Genomic DNA, 21,166 nt, shown 5'->3' with positions numbered 1-21,166 from the left:
GAAAGGGGCGACAGGATCATCCTGCCGCCCCCGTTCGTTCAGCCTGTTCGTAGAAGGCGTTAGCTTGGGCCCATCCTCGTTGTGGGCTCGGGTGCGTCGTAGGGTATCAGGCGCGAGCCGACAATCCCGCCGACGATGGCCGCAGCCAGGCCCAGAAGCAGCATAAAGAACAGACCCCATGCCGCCCCGGCGGTGGGGCCAAGATACTGCTGCAGATTAGGCGAAGCCGTCACTCCGGGCATGGCGTCGCGCTGCAGAGCGGGCTCTTCCGTCGTAGCCAGCATCGTCCAGGCGCCGCCGACCAGCGTTCCCAGCAGCAGGGCGCTGGCCAGGGTCGCCACGCCCCAGGTCACCGCTCCGTGCAGCGTCCCTTCGAACGGACGGCGCGTGCCAGCCAGTTTGGCTGCCACCAGCCCGCCGCAGAAGAGACTGGCCAACGTGGCGATCACCCACCAGATGATGGCGCCGATCCCGATGGTGCGGGCGACCTCGCCCTCCGTTGTGCCGAAGACCGAAATGCCGATTGCGGCCCCCAGCACCGCCAACAGTAACTGAACGGAAATCGCGATCACGGCGCCGGCGAAGATCGCGCCCCATGCGCTGCGCCGGGGAAGACTACGATAGTCCCCCGGAGCGTATACCGGATCTCTATGTTCCATGGTAGCCATGTGTTCCCCTCCTGAGCTTGATCCCCTGTTGTTCGAGCAGCCGGGCTCCACAACCGTGGAACCCACACGAAAAATTCTAGGCGCGTTTATTGGTATCTGCTCAGTTGCAGGGGGAAAAGTCGCGGCGGAGGCACTAAATGAAGAAGTAATTCGTTGTGTGAATTACTTCTTCATTGGGGCCGCGTACCCCTGACCAGCGCAAGTATTCATCAAAGCCACACAACGGCTTTGATAAATACTTGGTGCCTCCGCCGCGACTTTTCCCCCGTGGCTGAGGAGCGTTTAGGCGTCAGGCCGATTCGATCTGCGAGCTTTCCCGAAGGGCTTCGACTTTCAGGCGGGTGATCTTGCGCTCGTCGGCGGCCAGCACCGTCACGCGCACGCCATGGGCTTCGAGTTTTTCGCCGGCGCTGGGGATGTATCCCAGTTCGGCGAAGACCATGCCCGCGATGGTGTCGTAGTCTTCGTCCTGGGGCAGGTCCAGGTCCAGTTCGTCGTTGAGTTCGTCCACGCGCATGCGCCCGTCGACCTCGGCGTTGTTGGCGTCGATGCGGTGCATCATCGCCGGCTCGGGCTGGTCGTACTCGTCGGTGATCTCGCCGATGATCTCCTCGACGACGTCCTCGATGGTGACGATGCCGGCCGTGCCGCCGTATTCGTCCAGAACGACGGCGAAGTGGATTTTTCGGACCTTGAAGTCGCGCAGGAGGTCGTCGAGCGGTTTGGTTTCGGGCACGAAGTAGGGTTTTCGCAGGATGGACCGCAGATCGCCGGGCTCGTGCTCGACGACGTAGCGCAGCAGGTCCTTGGCGTAGAGGATGCCGACGATGTTGTCGAGGTTGCCCTGGTAGACGGGCACGCGCGTGTGCCCGGACTCGATGATCGCCTGGACGAGCTGCGCCCAGGGCATGTCGATCGCCGCGGCGAAGATGTCGGTGCGCGGGGTCATGATCTGACCGGCACGGGTCTCGGCGAACTCCATCACCGACTCGATCATCTCCACTTCCGCCGCCCCGACCGCGCCCTCGAGACGCCCTTCGCTGGCGGCCTGCAGAATCTCCTGCTTGGCCGCCTCGCCGTTCTCCGCCGCCGTCGCCTCGACCGATCCAGTCAGGCGGCGGATCGGTTTGTCGAAGGCCGACATGACTGCCGTCACCGGATAGAAGGCGTACCGGCACGCGATCAGGACCGGCATGGTGCCGGCCAGCACCCGCTCGCCGGAGTAGGTCGCCCAGGCGTGGGGGATCGCCACGCCGAAGATGGCGATGATGCCGGCCGCGGCGACGATCGCGCCGATCAGCCGCCACAGCGTGTAATTGCCCGCCGGGACGATCAACTGCACGATCGCCACCATCAGCACCAGGTTGCCCAGGTTGCGCACCAGCGAGACCATCAGGCGCAGCGGGCGCAGGTTTGACTCGACCCAGTCCAGGCGGCGGCGCCCCCCCGGCGACGAAAAACTCTCCTCAAGCTGAAGCCGCCGCTGCCAACCCAGCGTGTAGCTGATCAGCGCAAAATAACCGGAGATGATCGCCGCGACGGTCGCGGCCCAGAAAGCAGGATGTCCGATGTTCATCAACGCTCCGCCAACGCCGGATCGGTTCGTACCGTCCCTCAGGACGCACCGCGAGGGGGCTTGCCTCGCAAGAGACATGATATCCGCCCCAACAAGAGGCACAAGCGTCTTGCGCAATACAATAGACCATGAAGAACGTCATGGCAGCGGTGGACTTCTCGCCCGTCACCGACGCGGTCATCGAGACAGCAGCGGAATTGGCCGCCGCCCTGGGCGGATCGATGGTGATCCTGCACGTGGCCGCAGACGAACGCGACCTCGTCACCCACCAGATCGGCCCGCCATCGCAGAGGCAGTGGAGCGGCCGCGATCTCGAGCGACTGCGCCAGCGCCTCGAGCAGATCGAAAACACCCTGAAAGCCCGCGGCCTGCCCGCCACCGCCCTGCTGGTGCAGGGGCAGGTCTACGACACGATCATCGACGAGGCCATCCGTCAGAACATCGACCTGCTGGTGATGGGCACCCGAGGCCACGGGCCCTTGCACCACCTCCTGCTGGGCTGCGTCTCCCAGGCCGTCATCGAGTCCCACTGCTGCCGCGTCCTGCTGGTGCCCAAACCGGCGGAGAAATAACTTCCCTCAAGCCGGTCATTGCCTGACCGCCCAGCCACCGGGTACAGTTTTGGGCATGGGTGACAGTTCTTTTCGACTCCAAAATGGAATGCGGTTCATCGTCGTCGAGGACCACGCGGTCCCAGCGGCAGCATATGCCTGCAAGGAGTGAATCATGGGCGCCAATTGCCGGGCGGTGGTCTATGGACGCGTTGCGGACCGTCTTACCGGAAAGCCCGTCGCACGAGCGACCGTGCGAACACTTCTCTACAACGGTGAAATCCTCTGCGACGTCACCACCAGAACCAACGGCACAGGACGGTATCGCCACACGATGAGTTGGGCGGCCGGTTCGCGCGCGGTGCTGATGCAGGAGATTTGGGCCGAGGGTTTCGCCTATATCGGCGGCGCTGTTCGTGGCAAACCACAAACCGCACAAAAGATCCTTAAGGACAAGGAACGTCACGAACTATCGTCCCAGTTGACCGAAGGCTTCGATCTTGTCGTAACAGTGCGTGACCCGCGGGGGCGGCCGCTGAGCGGCTGCCCTGTCGCGGCGGGGGACTTCTATAAGGGCTATGACGACATCCCTCTGACCACCGGCACAAGCCGCTTGCCCGGGGGCGATGCCTGTGCCGTCACCGATGTCCACGGACAGATCGTCCTTCGGGGTTTGAACGCCTGGATCAGCGACGAGTTTCACTCCACGCTGCGCGTGCGCCACGCACGGTATCTCGATCACATTCAGGACCATCTTCAGCTTCTGCCCCGCCGGGACCATCGCGCGGCCTTAACGGTGACGCTTCGCCCGGGGCAGACCCTGCGGGGGCGCATCACCGATGCAAAGACCGGGCGTGCGGTCGCCGGCGCTTGCGTGGAGCTCAGTGCGGTCAGCGGCGCGGTGCGGCTCGTGTGCTGCGGCAGCGAGGGCAAGAGAACCACGACCGACGCGGCAGGTCGATACGTCATCAGCGGACTGTCTCCGGGGCTGCACCACATCAGCGTCTATCACCCACGCTATCCGATGCATTACAGCAAGAAGAAGGTTGGACCTGGGGCGCCGCCGGGAGACATGAAGCTCAGGTGCGGTCCCGTGATCAGCGGCCGCGTGACCGATGCCGCGGGCAATCCGGTCCCTGGGGCAATGGTCGAGGCATCGTATGAGCCGATCAATCCGGGCGGGTTCAACCGCCTTGCCGCCAACGAAAAGGGCGAGTATCTCCTGGCGATGCGCGCCGCCCGCGGGCGCCTGCACATCCATTCGTACGGCCGCGGCCCAGATCAAGACAGAATATATGGCTACTGCACCGCACCCGCGCGCAGTCAAACCGTCGATTTCAACGAGAAGGAGATGATCCCGCTGGAGTGTCAGGCAGTGCATGGGTCAACGGGTAGGCCAGTACGGCAGAAAGCCCTCTGTCGCTGTGGAGTAATGCCTCCGGCAATTGTTCCACTTGGAGGCTTCTATGGAGGCCAGGATGATGGCCGCATCCGCCTGACCTTGCCGCCGCACGGCGTCTTTACCATCGCCTTGAGCGAAGCCCGCGACTTCTACAATTCCCATTTCTTCGGCCGCACCCGCGTGACAATGAGCGGACGGCGGAAGAGCCGCCCGATTGTCGTGCGGGTGAAGCCGGCACAGAAACTTCTTATCCAGGTGCTCGATCGGCGCAGCGGTAAGCCGGTCACCAATGCATGGGTGGAGACGAGGCCTCTGGCAATGCAGTGGAACATCTGCGATAGGCGTGCCACGGGATCCGACGGAGCGTATTGCATTGGACGGTTTCCGCCTTTTGGCGCGCGGGTGCGGATCACGGCGGAAGGATACCGCCCGCTGAACCGGAACGTTAGCTCGCGTGTGATCGCTGCAGGGACAGTGCTGGTGCGGTTAGTGCGCGCCTGATCCAGGCTCCTTCAACGCAGCTCCCAGAACTCCAGCTTTCGGAACGTGGCCTGTCCACCTTTGGCGCGCAGCACGACGATCACCGGGGCGGTGGGTTTGTATTTAGTCGTCAGGGCGATGCGGCCGTCCACCCAGAGCCTGGCGGTTCCGGCGTGGGCGATCAGGCGCATCTTCACGCTGCCGTCGGCGGCGAGTTTGAAGGGCGTTCGCACGTCGCCGAGCACCAGGTCGCCGCCGTCGACCAGGGCCTCGAGCCCCTGGCCTTCTTTGAGGGCGTTGGGCGTGGTCAGTTGCAGACCGTACCGCGTGGCCTGGCCGGGAACGATCTCGGTCTGGATCTCGGCGCTGCCGGTCTTGAAGCCGGCCAGTTTGCTTAGAGCGGTGTCGGAGACTTTTTCGTTGGCGAACTTTCCATACACCGTGCGCAGGCGCTTCATCGTCTTGTCATCGGGCTCGCGCAGCGGGCACCAGGTCTGATGAAAGCCCGCTTGGTCACTGCGACAACCGCTGCAGCGATCGGCGATTCCGAGGTCCTTCTCGCCGACGCGCACCACCTTGTACGGCCCGTTGCGGTTGACCACCGTCAGCACCGGCACGCCCGACTTGATTAGCGAGGAACCGCGGTGCGTGTGGCCGGAGAAGACCTGCGTCACTTTATGTTTGATCAGCAGCGGCCAGAGCCCCTCGTCGCCGAGGGGAAAATGCGTGAAGATAAGAATCCGCTGGCCGGCGGGCACGCGGGCGAGGTCCTGGGCGAGCCACTTGACGGCAACGGGGGGGACGCCTTCGTCATAGACGTCGCCCTTTCGGGTACACCAGTCGAGCCCGACGAAGTGTACGTTCGCATAGGAGAACGACCACCGCGGCGGGCCCAGGTACTTGGTATAGGCTCCGTAGGCATAGAGCGGGTTGGTCTTGTCCGGCGGCGGGGGCAGCTTGATCATCGGCTCGCTCTGGCGGTTTGCGCGGGCCTTGGCGCGGGCGGCGTCGGCGGCGGCCTTGGCGGCGCCTTCGGCCAGCGTGGCGGCCAAGTCATGGTTGCCCTGCGTGCAGAAGAACGGCGCCGGCAGCGAAGCGACGTACTTCACCCACGACTGGTATGAGCCCTCGATGGCCGCGTAGTCGCCGGTGGTGTCGCTGTAGCCGTAGTCGCCGGCGAAGACGCCCAACTTGACGCCGCCGATCTCGGCCAGGTCCTTGCGAAAGGCTTCCGAGTGCTCGCTCTTGCCGCCGTCGTGAGGGTCGCTGGCGAAGGCGAACACGAACGGCACGGCCTGCGTGTCCTGGCGCAGGGCAAAGTCGACGCTTTGGCCGGCCTTGATCGCGTCCACGCGGTGCCACCAGGTCCCGGACGGCCACGTGCCGCTGGGCCAGATCACCGAGATCACCTGCGACGGCTGGGGAATCTGCGGGTCGAGCCCGACGCTGATGGAGTACTTGCCTTCCTTGTCCGGCGCGACGATGGTCACGCCGTCGGTGACCGCCGCCCCGGCCGGTGGCGTTTCGCCGGTATCCTGCACGCCGTTGCCATTGGCGTCGAGAAACACGCGCCCGCCGACAACGAGGGGCGCCGCTGGGGCCAGCGCCGGCAACGACAGCGCCGCAGCGATGACTATCGCAACTGACCGTATGTTCATGGTGCAGTCCTTTCGGTGCCATGGCGGCCGTTTTGCCGCCGCCCCTGACGCCCAATCCACATCAGTATAACGCAGAGGCCGCCCGACGTTCTCGAAGCGGATCAAGTTTCCCTTGCCTGCGCAGGTCGGCGGCGGTGTAATTCCCGCTTCGCGACGTCCTGTATGACAAGATTGAAAGGAAGAACATGCCGGCTCTTCAATCTCTTGCCCCCGACAAGGTTTCCGTCGGCGGCGCGTTTGGCCATCGTGCCAACCTCAACCGCAATTACATCCTGAGCCTGACCAACGACAACCTGCTGCGGAACTTCCAGGGCGAAGCTGGCTGGGGCGGAGGCATTCTTCAGGGCACCATGGCCGGCCAGGGCGCCACGGGCGAGGATTGGCACTGGGGCTGGGAGACGCCAACGTGCCAGCTTCGCGGGCACTTCCCCGGGCACTGGCTCTCCGGCGCGTCGCGCATCTACGCCAACAGCAAAGACCCGCTGGTCAAGCTGCGCATCGACCAGTTCGTCTCGGGGCTGGCCGCCTGCCAGGAGCGCAACGGCGGCGAATGGGCCGGCTCGATTCCTGAAAAATATCTGCACCTGATCGCCCGCGGCCAGGGCGTCTGGGCGCCGCACTACACGCTGCACAAGATGCTCATGGGCCTGGTCGACGCGTACGTCTGGGGCGCCAATGAGCAGGCCCTGACCGTGCTGGTCAACTGGGCCAAGTGGTTCCACCGCTGGACCAGGCAGTTCAGCCGCGAGCAGATGGACAACATCCTGGATGTCGAAACCGGCGGCATGCTCGAAAGCTGGGCCAACCTCTTCGCCATCACCGGCGCCGACGAGCACCGCGACCTGATCGAGCGCTACACGCGCATGCGGTTGTTCGGCCCGCTGATGGACGGCGTCGACAACCTCACCAACATGCATGCCAACACGACGATCCCCGAAGCCGCCGGCTGCGCCCGCGTGTACGAGGTCACCGGCGAGGCGCGCTACCGCAAGATGGTCGAGGCGTACTGGGACCAGGCCGTCACGCGTCGCGGGACCTTCTGCACCGGCGGGCAGAACCTCGGCGAAGTCTGGACGCCGCCGTTCGAGTTCGCCGACCGCATGGGCGACAAGAACCAGGAGTTCTGCACCGTCTACAACATGGTGCGACTGGCCGACTACCTGCTGCGATGGACCGGCGAGGCGCAGTACGCCGACTACATCGAGCGCAACCTGTACAACGGCTTCCTCGCCCAGCAGCACCCCGGCACGGGCATGGTGGCGTACTTCCTGCCGTTCGAGCCCGGCGGCCACAAGCACTGGGGACACCCGACGCACGACTTCTGGTGCTGTCACGGCACACTGGTGCAGGCGCACAATCTCTATGGCGACTGGATGTACTACGCCGCCAAAGACAGCCTGACCGTCGCCCAGTACGGCGACTCAACCGCCAAGGCCCAGATCAAGGGCGCCGCCGTGGAACTGCACCAGTGGCCCATCCACGAAAACTACGGCCAAGGCAAGGAGCGAGTGGTCTATCGCGGCGGACGGGACCATCGGCCGCAGCATTGGCTGTATAACATGTCCGTCAAGGCCGACAAGACCGCCGACTTCACCCTCAAACTGCGCATGCCCTGGTGGCTGGCGGGCAAGGCCGAGATCACCGTCAACGGCAAAGCGGTCAAGGCGTCGGCCAAGGGCAGTTTCACTGAGATCCGCCGCGCGTGGAAGGACGACACCCTGACCGTCAAGCTCCCCAAGAGCCTCTGGACCGAGCCGATCCCGGACGAACCCGGCACGGCGGCGTTCATGGATGGCCCGACCGTCCTGGCCGGACTGTGCGACAAGCAGTGTACGATCCACGGCGAGCAGGCCCATCCGGAAGAGATCCTCAAGCCCGACGTCGAGCGCCTTTGGGGCTCATGGACGACCGGCTACCGCACGGTCAACCAGTGCTGCAACTTCCGCTTCAAACCGCTGCACGAAGTCGTGGACGAGAAATACACGGTGTACTTCCCCTTCAAAGAAGGGGAAATCCGAAAAAACAAAACCGAAATCCGAAACAAGAAGACAAACCGCAAGAAACAATAAGAACCTCTTGTCAGCGTCCTTTGTTGTTTCTTGTTGTTTGCTCTTTGTCGTTTGCTTCGGATTTCGGGTTTTGAATTTCGAGTTTGTTTCTCGTTGCTGTTTGCTTCGGATTTCGATATTCGATATTCGGATTTGTTTCTAAAAGGATTTCAAAATGGACTTCCCCCCGATGCCGCCCTCGACCGTCTTTGGCAACAAGTACGAACCCCTGCGCCGCTTTGACATGCGGGACTGGCTGCAGCCGCGCCGCATGACAGCCGTCATGTGGGACCACGCTTTCCTGACCCGCCACGTCAAGGGCGACTCGTTCGAGGACTACGACCGCGTGCTCGACGAGGCCATCGAGCGCGGCTACAACACGCTGCGCATCGACCCGGTCCCGCAGTCGATCGATCTGTCCAAGCCCGAGATCGATTTCACGCAGACGATGAACATCCCCTACCTGCCCTGGACCCGCCCCACCGGCTTCCAAGGCCGCGCCGGCGAGTGGCTCATCGAGTTCATGGAGAAGGTCATCGACCGCAAGTTGTATTACGCCCTGAGTTCCTGGTGGGGTGGCGGCATCAAGCCGACGCGCCACGACCCGCACACGCTGGTCGAGGCCACCGAGTGCTGGATCGACTTCCTGACGCAGTGGAAGAGCCGCTTCGGCTTCGACGGCTGCGCGTACGTGGACCTCAACAACGAGTTCCCGTGCTTCCTGCCGGGCATGATGGGCTACCTGGAGAAAGAAGGCGGGGCGTCGTGGAGCCCCAAGTGGCAGCAGGTGGTCACGCAGCAGATCAACGACTCGATGGGGATCATGCGCAAGGAGTTCCCCGAGCTGAAGTTCATGGTCTCGCTGCACGGCGACGTGCGTTACACGCAGCTCGAGCTGGAGCTGGACTGCATGGACATCCACTTCTACTCCGACGCCGACCCGCGCTGGCACCAGCGCACGCAGTTCTACGCCTTCTGCCCCAACATGTTCACCAGCACCGACTGGCACGCCGAGTACAGCGACCGAACCCGCAAGAGCAACAAGGCCGCCGCCGCCATGTACCGCGCCCGCCAGAGAGCCAAGGTCGGCGAGTTCGCCGCGATGTCCGACGCCCGCGGAATCCCCCTGCTGACGACCGAAAGCTGGGCCGCGTGGTACTGCATCGACAGCCCGCAGATGGACTGGTCGTGGCTGCTGGAGTGGGCCGAGTGGTCCGTCGAAGACGCCATCGATTACCGCATGTGGGGCTGGACCCCGCACAACTACGTGCAGCCGCAGTTCGAGAACTGGAAAGACGTCCGCTGGCATCAACGGCTGACCGACCGCTTCCTGAGAAGCTGATTCGACTCGCTAATCAAATTAGCCGCTGAGGTCGCTGAGGGCGCTGAGGATGTGAAAAGACAAAACAACTCTTTCCTCAGCGACCTCGACGACCTCAGCGGCTCAATTCATCACCATTGTCATCAAGAACCGCGACAGGTTGCCGACACAATGAAATCGGAATAATCAGAATGCCAACGTGAATTGCCAAATTTTCTTCAGTTCGTTCCGCCGGGCGGTCGATATCGATAGTGGCCGGCCGCGGTGGCGGGCTGACTAAAAGGAGTCGCGATCATGAAAGTTCTGATCATCGAGCCCGATTGGCGGTTTGCACAGCAGGCGACGGCGTTTCTGGAATCGCATGCTCACCTGACGGTTCATGAGACCACTGCGGAGGGCGGGCTGGCCAAGGCCTCGCACTGGCAGCCGGACCTGGTGATCGCGGCGGACGTGTTCGCTGAAGACGGACTGCTGGAGTCGCTGGCGGACGTGCCCGACAAGCCTGCGGTTCTGCTGACGGGATGGATGGACCGCTATGATGTCGCCTGGCGCGCCTGGCAGAGGGGCGGCGATGAACTGCTGATGAAACCGGTATTCCGGGCCGAAGAATTGCACGGGGCCATCATCACCGCGATGGAAAATGCCACAGCCGGAACACGAGGCAGCCAACTACCGACAACCGCCACTGCGTAACGCACACAAACCGGGACCTCTTGACAAGCCCGTCCTCGGACGGGCTTTTCTTTAACCCTTCTGCGTCGTCGGGGCCAATCCGTTCTGTACGGCACGCGGGGGCTGTGTTAGAGTTTGTCTGGGCGAGAGCGTGAAAGGTTTAGCTGGATGATTTTTGGCAGCATCTTAATTGTGGCGGGGCTTGTGCTGATGTGCATGGGCGGGTTGCGACTGGTGGGCTGGCAAGGCGGCTCCGGTGACGATTCCTGCGGCGAATCGGACTGGTACGATTCGACCGCCCGCCAGAGTTCCAGCGATCCGAAGTACCCCATGCTGCATTTCTTCGCCACCATTCTGGGCCCGCTGCTTTTCGGGGCCATGCTGGTCGTTTTCGGCCTTCTGGAATGGAAGTGGGACTGACCATGCGAGAACAGGATGAAGCTTTTTTCAATACCCAGCGGGTGTTGCCTGTCGATCAGGCGCTCATCGAGCGGATCAAAGTCCGCGCGTTGGCCTCACCGCGCGGGCAGTTCCGTCTGTGCCTCCACCAGAGCATACAGGATGCTGTCCAGGAAATGATCATCGCCCAGCGCCAGGGGGTGTTCTACCCGCCGCACTGCCACGACGACACCTCCGTCTCCGTCCAGGTGCTCCAAGGCCGCCTCACCGTGATCATCTTCGACGACAACGGCAGCGTGATCGAACGCCACGACCTCCAGCCGCACGGGCAGGGCGGCGAGTTCTGCCTCCGGCTGTCCAAGGGCTGCTGGCACATGAACCTCCCCCGCTCGCCGATGACAGTGTTCTATGAAACGCTGGCCGGACCGTTCCTCCGCGAGACGGCCAATCGCTTTCCCGCCTGGGCGCCCGCTAGCGGCGATCCGCAGGCCGTGCGGGACTACCTCAGCTCGCTGGGACTGTGATCAGTCCTTCTTCGCGACGAGGCGGCGCAGGTCGGCCGCGTTACCCACGGCATAGCCGTGTGCGTCGTTATTGAAATACGCAAACACGTCAAGCCCCTGGGCAAGGTACTCGCGCACGTATTGCCCCTGGCGGCGAAGATGCGCGGGCGTGTATTTGCCCCCGGACGGTCTGTGGTACCGCAGGTACACCCAGTCGGCCGTGACCATCCGCGGGTGGCGATCGATCTGGTCGTGAATGCACAGCGCCGCCCCGTGCCGCCTCAGCACCGCGTACACTTCGTCGCACAACCACGAAGGATTGCGAAACTCCAGCGCCCACCGCTGCGCCCGCGGGGCGGCTGACAGGAATGCCTCCAGGCGTTCGGCGTCGACGGCAAACTGCGGGGCAAGCTGCACCAGGATCGGCCCCAGGAACTCTTCGAGGCGCTGCGCCCGCTCCATGAACAGGCCGATCGTGTCGGCGGGGTCCTTGAGCCGCTTGATGTGGCTGCCGTAGCGGCTGAACTTGAGCGTGTAGAGGAAGTCGCGCGGCGCCTTGTCGTGCCAGTGGTCGAACGTGCTTTCCTGGGGCAGATGGTAGAACGTGTTGTTGACCTCGACGGTGTCGAAGTGCTGGGCGTAATGCTCGAACCATCGGCTCTTGGGCAGGCCCCTGGGATAAAAGATCTCCGCCCAGTGATCGTACTGCCACCCCGACGTGCCGACGCGGAATTCCCCTTTGCCTTGGCTCATGGAATATTCTAGCCCGAAAACTGCATGCACCGCCTCCCACGGCGACGGCGGCATCTGGTTCAGGTCCCCTGCGCATCGAGCCCCGGCGGGGCGGACGTAATTGCCCGCCATCGTCACGGCCGCCCCTGCTTCGCTCGTCCCGCGCCCTGGGCTAAGCACGAAGGCCCCTCTGGGGCCAAAACTCATGAAGATGAATTAGCGCAAAATCCTGTGTCCCTATGGCCCAACTTCTTTGCCCGAAGCTCCTGTCTGTCCAGAGGTGGTGAATAAAATTGCCATGGGGGCGCCGACGGTCGTCGCCTTTCGAGACCGAGTTCTTATGAAAGGATGTGGCATTATGAAACTGCTGATCGCTGCTGTGACCATCGGGGCTGTTGCGTTGCTGGGGACCGGCTGCAAGGACAAGGAACCGGCGCGCAGCCCGACGGCTCCGAGAACCGCTCCGGAAACCACTCCGGAAGCTGCTCCCAAAGCCGCCCCTGAAACTCCTGCGCCGGAAAAGGCCCTCGCCAGGCTCACTCTCGACAAGCCCTCTGACGTCACCATCACGCGGGGCGAAGTGGCCCAAGTCAAAATCAGCATCAAGAGGGAAAACCTGGAAGGGCCCGTTTCAGTCAGCTTCGACAAGCTGCCTTCAGGCGTCAGCGTGGTCGATACCGATAAGAAGATCACTGCCGAAGAAGCGACCTTCGCCCTCAAGGCCGCCGCCGACGCCGAGATCGTTTCGGGCTACAACGCCCAGGTCACCGCCAGCGGCCCGGGCGACACTGCCGCAACCCAGCCGCTGACCATCACCGTCAAGGCCAAGGAATAACCGGCGGGGACCGGCGGGATCGGGCGCCGGGCCCGATCCCGCTCTCCGCTGCGCGCGAGATCCGAGATCCCACCCCCGTGACACATCCACCCTGCTGCAATTGGGCTGGCGTCGCCGTGGCCGCACGGGCATAATTCTCATTCGCCCAACAGGAAGGACAATCACATGAGCGTTCCCGAGGCCGCCGCAGTTCCGGCAGAAGACATTCAGAAGATCCTGGCCGCCGCTCCATCCCAAGCCCCGGCCAAGCCCAAGCGTCCGCGAAAGCTGCTGGCGGTAACATCGGCCCCGATGTACTACCACGACGTGATCCCCTGGGGTACCGAGGCGTTGCGGATCCTGGGCGAGCAGACCGGGGCGTACGCGATGACCCTCGACAATGAGCCTTCGGCCTTCGAGAAGGACAATCTCGCGGCGTACGACGCCATCTGCTTCAACAACACCTGCGGGCATTTGTTCGAAGATGCAAAACTCAAGCAGAACCTGATCGACTTCGTGGCCGCCGGCAAGGGGTTCGTCGGCATTCACTGCTCGGCGCACACGTTTGTCGGCTGGGAACCCTACGGATTGCTCAACGGCGCGTTCTCGGTCAGCCACCCGTGGATGACCGAGACGGTGACGATCAGGATCGAGGAGCCCGTTCACCCGGTGGTTTCGATGCTGGGCGACAGCATCGCCCTGGTGGATGAGATCTATGAGTTCGCGCCCGAGCCGTACTCGCGCCGGCGCCTGCGCGTTCTGGCCAGCATCGACACGTCCCGGACCGACATGACCAAGCCCGAGATCAAGCGCACCGACGGCGACTTCGGACTGATCTGGGTGCAGAACTTCGGCAAGGGCCGCTCGTTCTTCTCGGCCCTGGGTCATTACAAGGAACTGTACTGGGACGGGCGGATACTCGAGCATTACCTGGCGGGCATCCAGTTCGCCTTGGGCGACCTGGAAGCCCCAGCCGCCCCGCGGTAGGAGAAACTGGAATGATGGAAGAATGGAAGAATGGAATAACGCAAGACGCATCATTCCATCATTCCCGCATTCCAATATTCCGACATTCCAATATTCCATTCTTACTCGGTTCTCTCTGTGCCTCTGTGGTAAGTTTCTAAAGGAGTTCCCGATGAGCGTTTTGGACCGGATCAACGTCGGCATCGTGGGCGTGTGCGGCGGGTATGGGCGGGGCGGCCATCTGGTGGGCGTCTTCAACGCCCTGCCGCCGTTTCACGTGCAGGCCCTGTGCGACGTCGACCGCCCGCGCCTGGACGAGGCTAATAAGAAGCTCGGCGTCGCGGAGCTGTACTACGACTACCAGCAGATGCTCGAGCAGTCTGACATCGACGCGGTCTTCATCGCCACGCCCATGGACCTGCACGTGCCCCAGGCCGTCGCCGCTCTGAAGAAGAACCTGCACGTCCTGTGCGAGGTGACCGCCGCCGTCAGCATCGACCAGTGCAAGCAGCTTGTAGCCGCGGCCAAGAACACCAAGGCCCAGTACATGCTGGCGTCGAACTACAACTATCACAAGCACGTCTCGGCGGTGCGACAGATGGCGCTGGCGGGGTTGTTCGGGCAGACCTATTACGCCGAGGGAGGGTACGTGGCCGACTGCAAGGGCCTGGCCGAGCTGACCCCGTGGCGGCGGCGCTGGCAGGTGGGCATCAACGGCATCTCGTACATCACGCACAACCTGGGCCCGATGCTGCAGTGGCTGCCCGGGCGGCGCGTGGCGGCGGTCTGCTGCAGCGGCTCGGGTCACCACTACGCCGACCCGCGCGGCGTGGCGTACGAAGCCGAGGACAACTGCACCATGCTGGGCAAGCTCGACGACGGCGGGCAGATCGTCATCCGCTGCGACTTTCTTTCCAACCGGCCCGGCATCGGCGTCTACAACGACCTGCAAGGTACCGACGGGGCCTTTGAGACGCGCTGCGGAGCCCCGCGAATCTGGCTCAAGAGCCGAAAGCCCGACGCGCAGTGGCTGGACTACAACGCTATCGAGGGCGAGTTCCTGCCCGAGTACTGGAAGAAGTCCATCGCTGACGCGGACGGTTTCCACAACGACCACTTCATGGTCATGGACTTCCGCGCGGCGATCCAGGGCAAGGCTCCAAACCCGCTGGGCGTGCACGAGAGCATGGACCTGACGCTGCCGGGCCTGGTCAGCCAGCTCTCGATCGCCGAAGACGGCCGCTGGATCGACGTCCCTGACTCGCGGACATGGTAGGAGCGATGATGTTTTCGATATTCTTCGCCATCTTTTCGCTGGTATATCTGGCAATGCAGTCGTACATGCTCGTGCGCGTCTGGCGGGCGTTTCCGCAGTTGGGCGCGTGGCGCTGGACGCTGGTGGTCTGGGCGCTGCTGATGCTGGCGGTGATCTGGACCGAGGCCGCCTACCGCTCGCGGCCGTGGTCGACGAAGCTGGGGCCGCTGGCCAATGTCGCGTACTGCTGGATGGTCGTGCTGTTCTGGTTTCTGGTCGCCGGTCTGATCGGCGACTTGTGGAACGGCGTTTTCAAGTTCGGCGGTATCTGGCTTCCCGCGGCAAGGAAGCTTGTCATCGCCCCGCCGGCTCTGACCGCCGCCGTGCTGGCGCTGGTGGCGGTGTGCCTGGTCTGGGCGATCATCGAGGCCAGATACGTGCGCCTGGTGCATCAGGTCTTTGCCCCAGGCGCCATCGCCAATGAGCGCCCCGGAACGGTGGCAGGCAACGCCGACCAACCCGTTCTTGCCGGGGCAGCCGTCGCTGCAACCGACCCGGCCGACCCTGCACAGCCGCCGCGCCGCGTGCGCATCGTGCAGATGTCCGACCTGCACCTGACCGGCTATACGGGGCGCGAGCATTTCGCCGATCTGGTCCGCCGCATTCAAGACCTCAAGCCCGATCTCATCGTGGCTACCGGCGACATGATCGACGCTCCCGCCGCGGAGTTGACGGACCTCTCGGCGATGCTGGCGGGGATGAATCCGCCGCTGGGCAAACTGGCCGTCATGGGCAATCACGAATATTACGTCGGTCCGCGCGAGGCGGTACAGTTTCACCGCGACGCGGGCTTCAAGCTGCTGCGCCAAGAGTGGGTGCGCGCGGGCGGCCTGCACATCGCCGGCGTGGACGACCCGACCTTCTCCCGCGACGGCGCGGACGTGCAAGCCGGCGAGGCCGCAGTGCTCGCCGCCGGCCAAGGGCGCCCTGTGCTGCTGCTCAAACATCGCCCAACGGTGCGGGCCGAATCGGCCGGCAAGTTCCGCCTGCAGCTTAGCGGCCACACGCACGGCGGGCAGATCTTCCCCTTCTATTTCCTGTCCAAGCTGGTCAACCCCAACATCAGCGGGCGCTACAGCCTGCCCGGCGGCAGCGAAGTGTACGTCAACAACGGCGCCGGAACCTGGGGCCCGCCCCTGCGCCTGCTGGCACCCCCGGAAATCACGCTGATCGAACTGGCGTTCTAGCTTCACCGCCGAGATCGCAGAGGGCGCAGAGAAGACCTTGAAACAGAAACGAGGGACTCTGGCCGCATGTGGAGTGCGGCGGCCTTAGCCGCCGCTTTCAGAGTTTTTCACGACCGGCAACGCACAGGCATCCAAAAACTTCCAAAGCGGCGGCTGCTGCCGCCGCACTCCATAGGGCGTCCTCGCAATTTCTTCGTTTCTATATCCAGGCCTCTGCGATCTCTGCGACCTCTGCGGTGAATTATTTCCGCGGACCTGCCGCCGACAGGTCGAAGGGCTCGAAGCCGATCTTCAGCGCCGGCGAGTCGGCGGGCAGGGTGAAGTCGCGCGCGGCGGCGTTGGCGAACTTGGGATCGGCCACGATGCTGCGGCCGTCCATGTGGCGCTGCCGCCACTGGGCCAGGTCGTACTTCATGAACTCGATGTCCTTGCCGCCGTGCCAGTAGAGGTTCGAGTCCCACAGCAGGCCGAAGTTCGGCCAGTCCGGATCGAAGAACAGCTTGCCCTGGTCCCAGACGATGATGTTGCGGCGGAAGAGGATGGGGTTGGGCATCCACTCGCCGGCCGGCGTCGGGTCGCCGTAGCGGCTGAGCTGCCCGCGGCGGCCGAAGGCGAAGATGTTGTTCTGGATGATGTCGCCGAAGACGTTGAAGTTCACGCAGATGCCGCCGCCGTCGCAGTCGTAGGCGATGTTGTTCTCGACGGTGATGCCCGCGCACGAGTTGTCCAGGATGATCGCGCAGCCGTTGGGCACGTGGGGGATGTCCGGCCAGCCCGCCACGTCGTGGATCAGATTGTTGCGGAAGCTCGTGCCCGGCTGAATTCCCAGCGCGTAGATTGCCGCGTGGCTGCCCAGCAGTTTACTCCCGATGTGGTGACAGTGGTTGAACTCGACGATATTGTCGCGGGCGGCGGTCTCCGTCCAGTACGACCACGCCCAACCCACCGACACCGCCCAGTGGTAATCGCCCGACACGTTGTTGTGGGCCACCAGGTTCTCGCTGGAGTGGCCGATCCAGATCGCCGCCGCGCCCAGGTACACCAGCGAGCCCTGGCCGACGGTGTTGTCGGTGATGGTCGTGCGGCAGGTGAGTTCGGCCGGCGATGCGGGGTTGGTCGGCCTGCCCGCGCGGATGGCGCCGCTGCCCAGGTCGTAGAGCGAGTTGCCGGCGATCGCGTTGTCTTTGCATCCGGCGGCCAGCTCGATGCCCCAGCCGCCCAGGTGCGCCAGCTCGCAGTTGCGGAAGCTGCAGTGCTCGATGCCTTCGGCCACCACAGCCGCCGAGGCCTGGATCTCCGCCTGGGGTACGCCGAAGCCCTGCGGGGGCATGGTCCAGGCGGCGTGCTGGAACGACAGGTTTTCAAAGTGCAGGTGCCGTACGCAGTTTCCCGCGGACCAGTCGCCCTCGATGCGCAGCATCGTTTCAGCTACCGGCGCGACGACCTCGGCCGTGGCGGGGTCTTCGCCGTTCAGCGGCAAATACGTCAGCACGCCGCTGGAGCGGTCGAGGTACCACGAGCCGCTCTGCGTCAGGGCCTCGGCGACGTTCTCGACGTAAAAGCCGGTCGTCCAGTTCAGTGCCCGCCAGCCCGGGCCGGTGAAGCGCACCACGCCTTCTTTGGCGTCGATGCTCTTGATGTGCAGCCGCGAGTCGGTCCAGTACTGCAGCACGACGACTTCTGCATCGGCGAGGTTCTTCCAGTCGCCGCGGATGTCGCCGCTGCGGAAGCGGAAGGCGTCGCGGTTTTCTGCGCAGTCGATGTTCTTGGCCTCGGCGGCGTTGAAGGGTTCCACCGGCAGCAGGCCCTGCGCCGGCCAGCGCGTGCGGTCGGCCCGGCGGCCGTTGACGAAGAGCTGCGTGAAGTACCACGCGCCGCTCTTGACCTGGGGCAGCTCGACGGTCCAGGCGCCGGCGGGGGTCTTCTTCCACCCGCTGATTCGCCGCCCGCCGCTGAGGATCGGCCGCGCTCCCGGCGCGCCGCGATACGTGACGGCGGAGGCTTCATCGCGCCCACCGTCTTGCGGACCCAGGTTCAGCGGTTCATTGAGCGGGTAGAGCCCGGGGGCGATCTGCACCTGAACAGGCCCGCTCTTGCCGGCGGCGCGGAGGCGGCGCACCGCGTCGCGCGCTGCCGTCAGGGTGGCCAGCGGACCGTCCGTACCGGCGGCATCGCGTTGGCTCAGCAGTCCCGTCCAGGCGTCGTCGCCCTGGGGCGACACGTAGAGGCGAATCGGTTGAGTGTTCATGGCCGCCCATGATAATGGAAGATTGGGATAATGGAATACGTGAACCCGATTCGTCGCTGCGGTCCTTGCAGTCCTTTGGGTCCGTCCCCTGTTCTCTCAACCCGCCGCGGTAACACGGAGTTGCTGCTGGCTCTGCTCCAGTTGGCGGCGATTCCTCATGCACCAGGCCACAGCCAAGGCCGCCAGATCCGGCTCGAACGCCTTGCCGCTGCCGCGCGAGATTTCCTGGAGGATCTCGCCCAGGGGCAGGGCGGCGCGGTAGCTGCGGGCCATCAGCATGGCATCCAGCGCGTCGGCCAACCGGATGATGCGCGACGCCTGGGGGATCTGCCGCCCTTTGAGGGCGTCGGGATATCCCGAGCCGTCCCAGTTCTCATGATGATGGCGCAGGATGCGCGCCTCGGCGTGGAACGACGAGAGATTGCGCACGATCGTCTCGCCCAGCACGGGATGACGGCGGATGTGGGCGAGTTCTTCGCTGTTGAGCGGGCCGGGCTTGGTCAGCACGCGGTCGCTGACGCCGATCTTGCCCACGTCGTGAATCAACGCCGCCACAGCCAGCGAGTCGATCATCTTGGCCGGCAGCTTGAGTTCAGCGCCCAGCGCCGTGGCGTACAGCGAGACCTGGCGGCTGTGCATCGTCGTGTAGCGGTCTTTGGCTTCCACGGCAGAGACCAGCGCCTCGATGGCTTCCAGCGAGATCTTTCGCTGGTCGTTGTCGGCGTGATGGCGGCAGGTGGCGCAGGGCCATTGCGGCGCCGCCTCGACGCCGACGGCCCGGGCGATAGCGGCCATCAGGTCGCCCAGCTTGAGTGGAGCTTCCACATAGCCGCAGGCGCCCATGGCAAAGGCGCCGGCGAGATCCTGCCCGGTGTCGGTGCCGCCGATGACGATCACTTTGGGGCGCTGCGCCAGAAGGCTGCAGCGTTTCATCAGGCGCATCCGCGAGCGGACCGGCAGCGACAGGTCCAGCGCCAGCACGTCGAATGGTTCGCCGTCCAGGGCGGCCAGGCCCTGCTCGAGCCCGCGGGTGACCACCAGGTCGCTCCTGAGGCTGGGCATCAGCCCGGGTGTGAAACGGGCCAGAAAGGTTCCAGACGTCACGATAAGAATCCGCGCCGGGTCTGTCAGCATTGTACCCACCATTCTCCGACCAGGAGGTTCCGACAGTAATAATACCCGACCCGCTGTTAAGGTCGGTTCATATGAGGGGCGACTTTAACTGGACTGATCGGAAAAACGGGAACATCCGGAGACGGCTAGCCCGAAAACTGCATGAACCGCAGAGACCGCAGAGTACGCAGAGAAGCAAGTGGCTCAAAACAAGACCATCTATCGTCCGGTCGGCGTTAGTCCCAAAAAAACAGACCGTCCATGCGGCCAATTCCGTAATGTTCTGTAAGTCTTTTCATTCAAAACAGCTCTGCGGTCTCTGCGATCTCTGCGGTGAAATATCCGGGCTAGGGGCGGCACCCGACGCCACTGGTGGCACCCCGCGCTACTGGCGGCCGGTCCAGAGATAGCAGAATCGCGGCCGTCCGAAATCGGCGACGGCTTCGAGCGAGATGTTCATCAGGCCCAACGCTCCGGCGCCGCCACCGGCGGGCGCTTGGGAAGAGTAGGCGTTGCGCCGGTAGCCCCAGGGGCGGTGATACATCACCACCTTCACGCGCGGCGTGCAGGCGGCGGTCTTGACCTGAACGATGGCGTCGTCCATGTAGTTCAGCGAATCGACCAGCCCGTTCTTGCAGGCCTCGTCGGCGGAGAACACCCGCCCGTCGGCCAGCGCCCGGACCTGCTCGGGCGTGAGGCGCCCCTTTCGGCCGGCGATGACGACGTTGACGAACCGGGCGTAGTAGTCGTTGACGAGCTTCTGGATGACGGCCTGATCTTCCTTGTTCAGGGGCTTGAGCGGACTGGCCATGTCCTTGAACTTTCCGGAGGTAATGGCGTGGGCGTCGATTCCGAGCTTGTCCAGCGAGCCGGAGAAGCTGATCAACTGCACGATCACGCCGATCGAGCCGACGGTGCTGGTGGGATGGGCGAGGATCTTGTCGGCCGCACAGGCAATGTAGTACGCTCCGCTGGCGCCGATGTCTTCGATGACGGCATAGACAACCACGTCGGGCCGCTCCTGTCGGAAGCGTTTGACGCGCTGGTGCATGATGTCGCTGGCGGTGACGCCGCCGCCGGGGGAGTTGATCCGCAGCAGAACGCTCTTGACCCGCGAGTCGGCCTGGGCCTTGTCCATCTTCTCGACGAACATCGAGACGGGGTTCTCGCCCGTGCCCAGAAGTCCCGAGCTGCGGGCGTTAAGCAGCAGCCCGTCGATGTCGATGATCGCCAGCTTGTCGCCGGCCCATACGCCGTCGCTGGCGATGGTGGTTTCTTCCAGTTCGTCATCCAGCGGCACGGGTTTGATGATGTAGCCGGTCGAAGGACCGCACCCCGCCAACGCCGCCGCCAGAACCCATACGATAGATTGGATGGTCTTCATGCCAGTATCGTAGCGCGTCGAGAGATGGGTGGCAACAATCTGCTGCACCCGCAGGCGTGTGCGTAAGGCGGACCCCGCGGCAAAACGCGCGGGGCAAGCCCCGCCGCTAACGCTCTGGATCCTCCGAGG

18 protein-coding genes are annotated in these 21,166 nt (G+C 64.0%); 11 read left to right on the top strand and 7 right to left on the bottom strand.

Annotation, left to right across the window (positions count from 1 at the left end; genetic code table 11):
* Positions 1 to 59 precede the first annotated feature (59 nt).
* Both ABFD92_00810 and ABFD92_00805 read right to left on the bottom strand, forming a co-directional pair.
* Complete coding sequence (locus tag ABFD92_00810) at positions 60 to 668, bottom strand: hypothetical protein (GenBank protein MEN6503052.1); 609 nt, start codon at positions 666 to 668, stop codon at positions 60 to 62.
* Positions 669 to 957: 289 nt separating this feature from the next.
* Positions 958 to 2,244 (bottom strand): hemolysin family protein, encoded by a 1,287-nt coding sequence (locus ABFD92_00805; GenBank protein ID MEN6503051.1) that lies wholly within the window; start codon positions 2,242 to 2,244, stop codon positions 958 to 960.
* 128 nt (positions 2,245 to 2,372) lie between these two features.
* On the opposite strand from ABFD92_00805, the gene ABFD92_00800 reads away from it, so the two are divergent.
* On the top strand, positions 2,373 to 2,816 hold the full coding sequence (locus tag ABFD92_00800; GenBank protein MEN6503050.1) for a universal stress protein: 444 nt from the start codon (positions 2,373 to 2,375) through the stop codon (positions 2,814 to 2,816).
* Positions 2,817 to 2,970: 154 nt separating this feature from the next.
* Positions 2,971 to 4,698 (top strand): carboxypeptidase regulatory-like domain-containing protein, encoded by a 1,728-nt coding sequence (locus ABFD92_00795; protein MEN6503049.1) that lies wholly within the window; start codon positions 2,971 to 2,973, stop codon positions 4,696 to 4,698.
* An 11-nt stretch (positions 4,699 to 4,709) separates the two neighbouring features.
* Here ABFD92_00795 and ABFD92_00790 read toward each other — a convergent pair whose 3' ends face one another.
* Positions 4,710 to 6,335 carry a metallophosphoesterase gene (locus ABFD92_00790; protein ID MEN6503048.1) on the bottom strand — a complete coding sequence of 542 codons (1,626 nt, stop codon included), beginning with the start codon at positions 6,333 to 6,335 and terminating at the stop codon, positions 4,710 to 4,712.
* 185 nt (positions 6,336 to 6,520) lie between these two features.
* Between ABFD92_00790 and ABFD92_00785 the strand changes: the two genes are divergently transcribed.
* The 5 genes from ABFD92_00785 (at position 6,521) to ABFD92_00765 (ending at position 11,299) form a co-directional block, all read left to right on the top strand.
* Complete coding sequence (locus ABFD92_00785; protein ID MEN6503047.1) at positions 6,521 to 8,404, top strand: beta-L-arabinofuranosidase domain-containing protein; 1,884 nt, start codon at positions 6,521 to 6,523, stop codon at positions 8,402 to 8,404.
* Between the two features lie 154 nt (positions 8,405 to 8,558).
* Positions 8,559 to 9,725 carry a cellulase-like family protein gene (locus ABFD92_00780; GenBank protein MEN6503046.1) on the top strand — a complete coding sequence of 389 codons (1,167 nt, stop codon included), beginning with the start codon at positions 8,559 to 8,561 and terminating at the stop codon, positions 9,723 to 9,725.
* Positions 9,726 to 9,998: 273 nt separating this feature from the next.
* Positions 9,999 to 10,397: a response regulator gene (locus tag ABFD92_00775; GenBank protein ID MEN6503045.1), complete on the top strand. Its 399-nt coding sequence runs from the start codon at positions 9,999 to 10,001 to the stop codon at positions 10,395 to 10,397.
* Positions 10,398 to 10,544: 147 nt separating this feature from the next.
* Positions 10,545 to 10,796, top strand: a complete 252-nt coding sequence (locus ABFD92_00770; protein ID MEN6503044.1) for a hypothetical protein — start codon at positions 10,545 to 10,547, stop codon at positions 10,794 to 10,796.
* A gap of 2 nt (positions 10,797 to 10,798) precedes the next feature.
* Complete coding sequence (locus ABFD92_00765) at positions 10,799 to 11,299, top strand: WbuC family cupin fold metalloprotein (protein MEN6503043.1); 501 nt, start codon at positions 10,799 to 10,801, stop codon at positions 11,297 to 11,299.
* Here the strand turns inward: ABFD92_00765 and ABFD92_00760 are convergent, their stop codons facing one another.
* Complete coding sequence (locus tag ABFD92_00760) at positions 11,300 to 12,031, bottom strand: DUF72 domain-containing protein (protein ID MEN6503042.1); 732 nt, start codon at positions 12,029 to 12,031, stop codon at positions 11,300 to 11,302.
* Positions 12,032 to 12,368: 337 nt separating this feature from the next.
* Here ABFD92_00760 and ABFD92_00755 point away from each other — a divergent pair, with 337 nt between their 5' ends.
* The 4 genes from ABFD92_00755 (at position 12,369) to ABFD92_00740 (ending at position 16,292) form a co-directional block, all read left to right on the top strand.
* A complete protein-coding gene (locus ABFD92_00755) occupies positions 12,369 to 12,845 on the top strand; it encodes a hypothetical protein (protein ID MEN6503041.1) in 477 nt (158 codons plus the stop codon).
* A gap of 165 nt (positions 12,846 to 13,010) precedes the next feature.
* Positions 13,011 to 13,811, top strand: a complete 801-nt coding sequence (locus tag ABFD92_00750; GenBank protein MEN6503040.1) for a ThuA domain-containing protein — start codon at positions 13,011 to 13,013, stop codon at positions 13,809 to 13,811.
* Between the two features lie 151 nt (positions 13,812 to 13,962).
* A complete protein-coding gene (locus tag ABFD92_00745) occupies positions 13,963 to 15,066 on the top strand; it encodes a Gfo/Idh/MocA family oxidoreductase (GenBank protein ID MEN6503039.1) in 1,104 nt (367 codons plus the stop codon).
* A gap of 5 nt (positions 15,067 to 15,071) precedes the next feature.
* Positions 15,072 to 16,292 (top strand): metallophosphoesterase, encoded by a 1,221-nt coding sequence (locus tag ABFD92_00740; protein ID MEN6503038.1) that lies wholly within the window; start codon positions 15,072 to 15,074, stop codon positions 16,290 to 16,292.
* Positions 16,293 to 16,533: 241 nt separating this feature from the next.
* Here ABFD92_00740 and ABFD92_00735 read toward each other — a convergent pair whose 3' ends face one another.
* The 3 genes from ABFD92_00735 to sppA form a co-directional block, all read right to left on the bottom strand.
* Complete coding sequence (locus tag ABFD92_00735; GenBank protein MEN6503037.1) at positions 16,534 to 18,540, bottom strand: right-handed parallel beta-helix repeat-containing protein; 2,007 nt, start codon at positions 18,538 to 18,540, stop codon at positions 16,534 to 16,536.
* A gap of 96 nt (positions 18,541 to 18,636) precedes the next feature.
* The gene (locus ABFD92_00730; GenBank protein ID MEN6503036.1) at positions 18,637 to 19,644 is read right to left on the bottom strand and encodes an HD domain-containing phosphohydrolase; all 1,008 of its coding nucleotides are present in this window, start codon (positions 19,642 to 19,644) and stop codon (positions 18,637 to 18,639) included.
* A gap of 394 nt (positions 19,645 to 20,038) precedes the next feature.
* Positions 20,039 to 21,037: a signal peptide peptidase SppA gene (gene sppA / locus ABFD92_00725; GenBank protein MEN6503035.1), complete on the bottom strand. Its 999-nt coding sequence runs from the start codon at positions 21,035 to 21,037 to the stop codon at positions 20,039 to 20,041.
* Positions 21,038 to 21,166: the final 129 nt, after the last annotated feature.

This window comes from Planctomycetaceae bacterium, assembly GCA_039680605.1.
GTDB lineage: Bacteria > Planctomycetota > Phycisphaerae > SM23-33 > SM23-33 > JAJFUU01.
The sequence above is the reverse complement of the archived record's forward strand: the minus strand, read 5'-3'. Positions and strand labels throughout refer to the sequence as shown.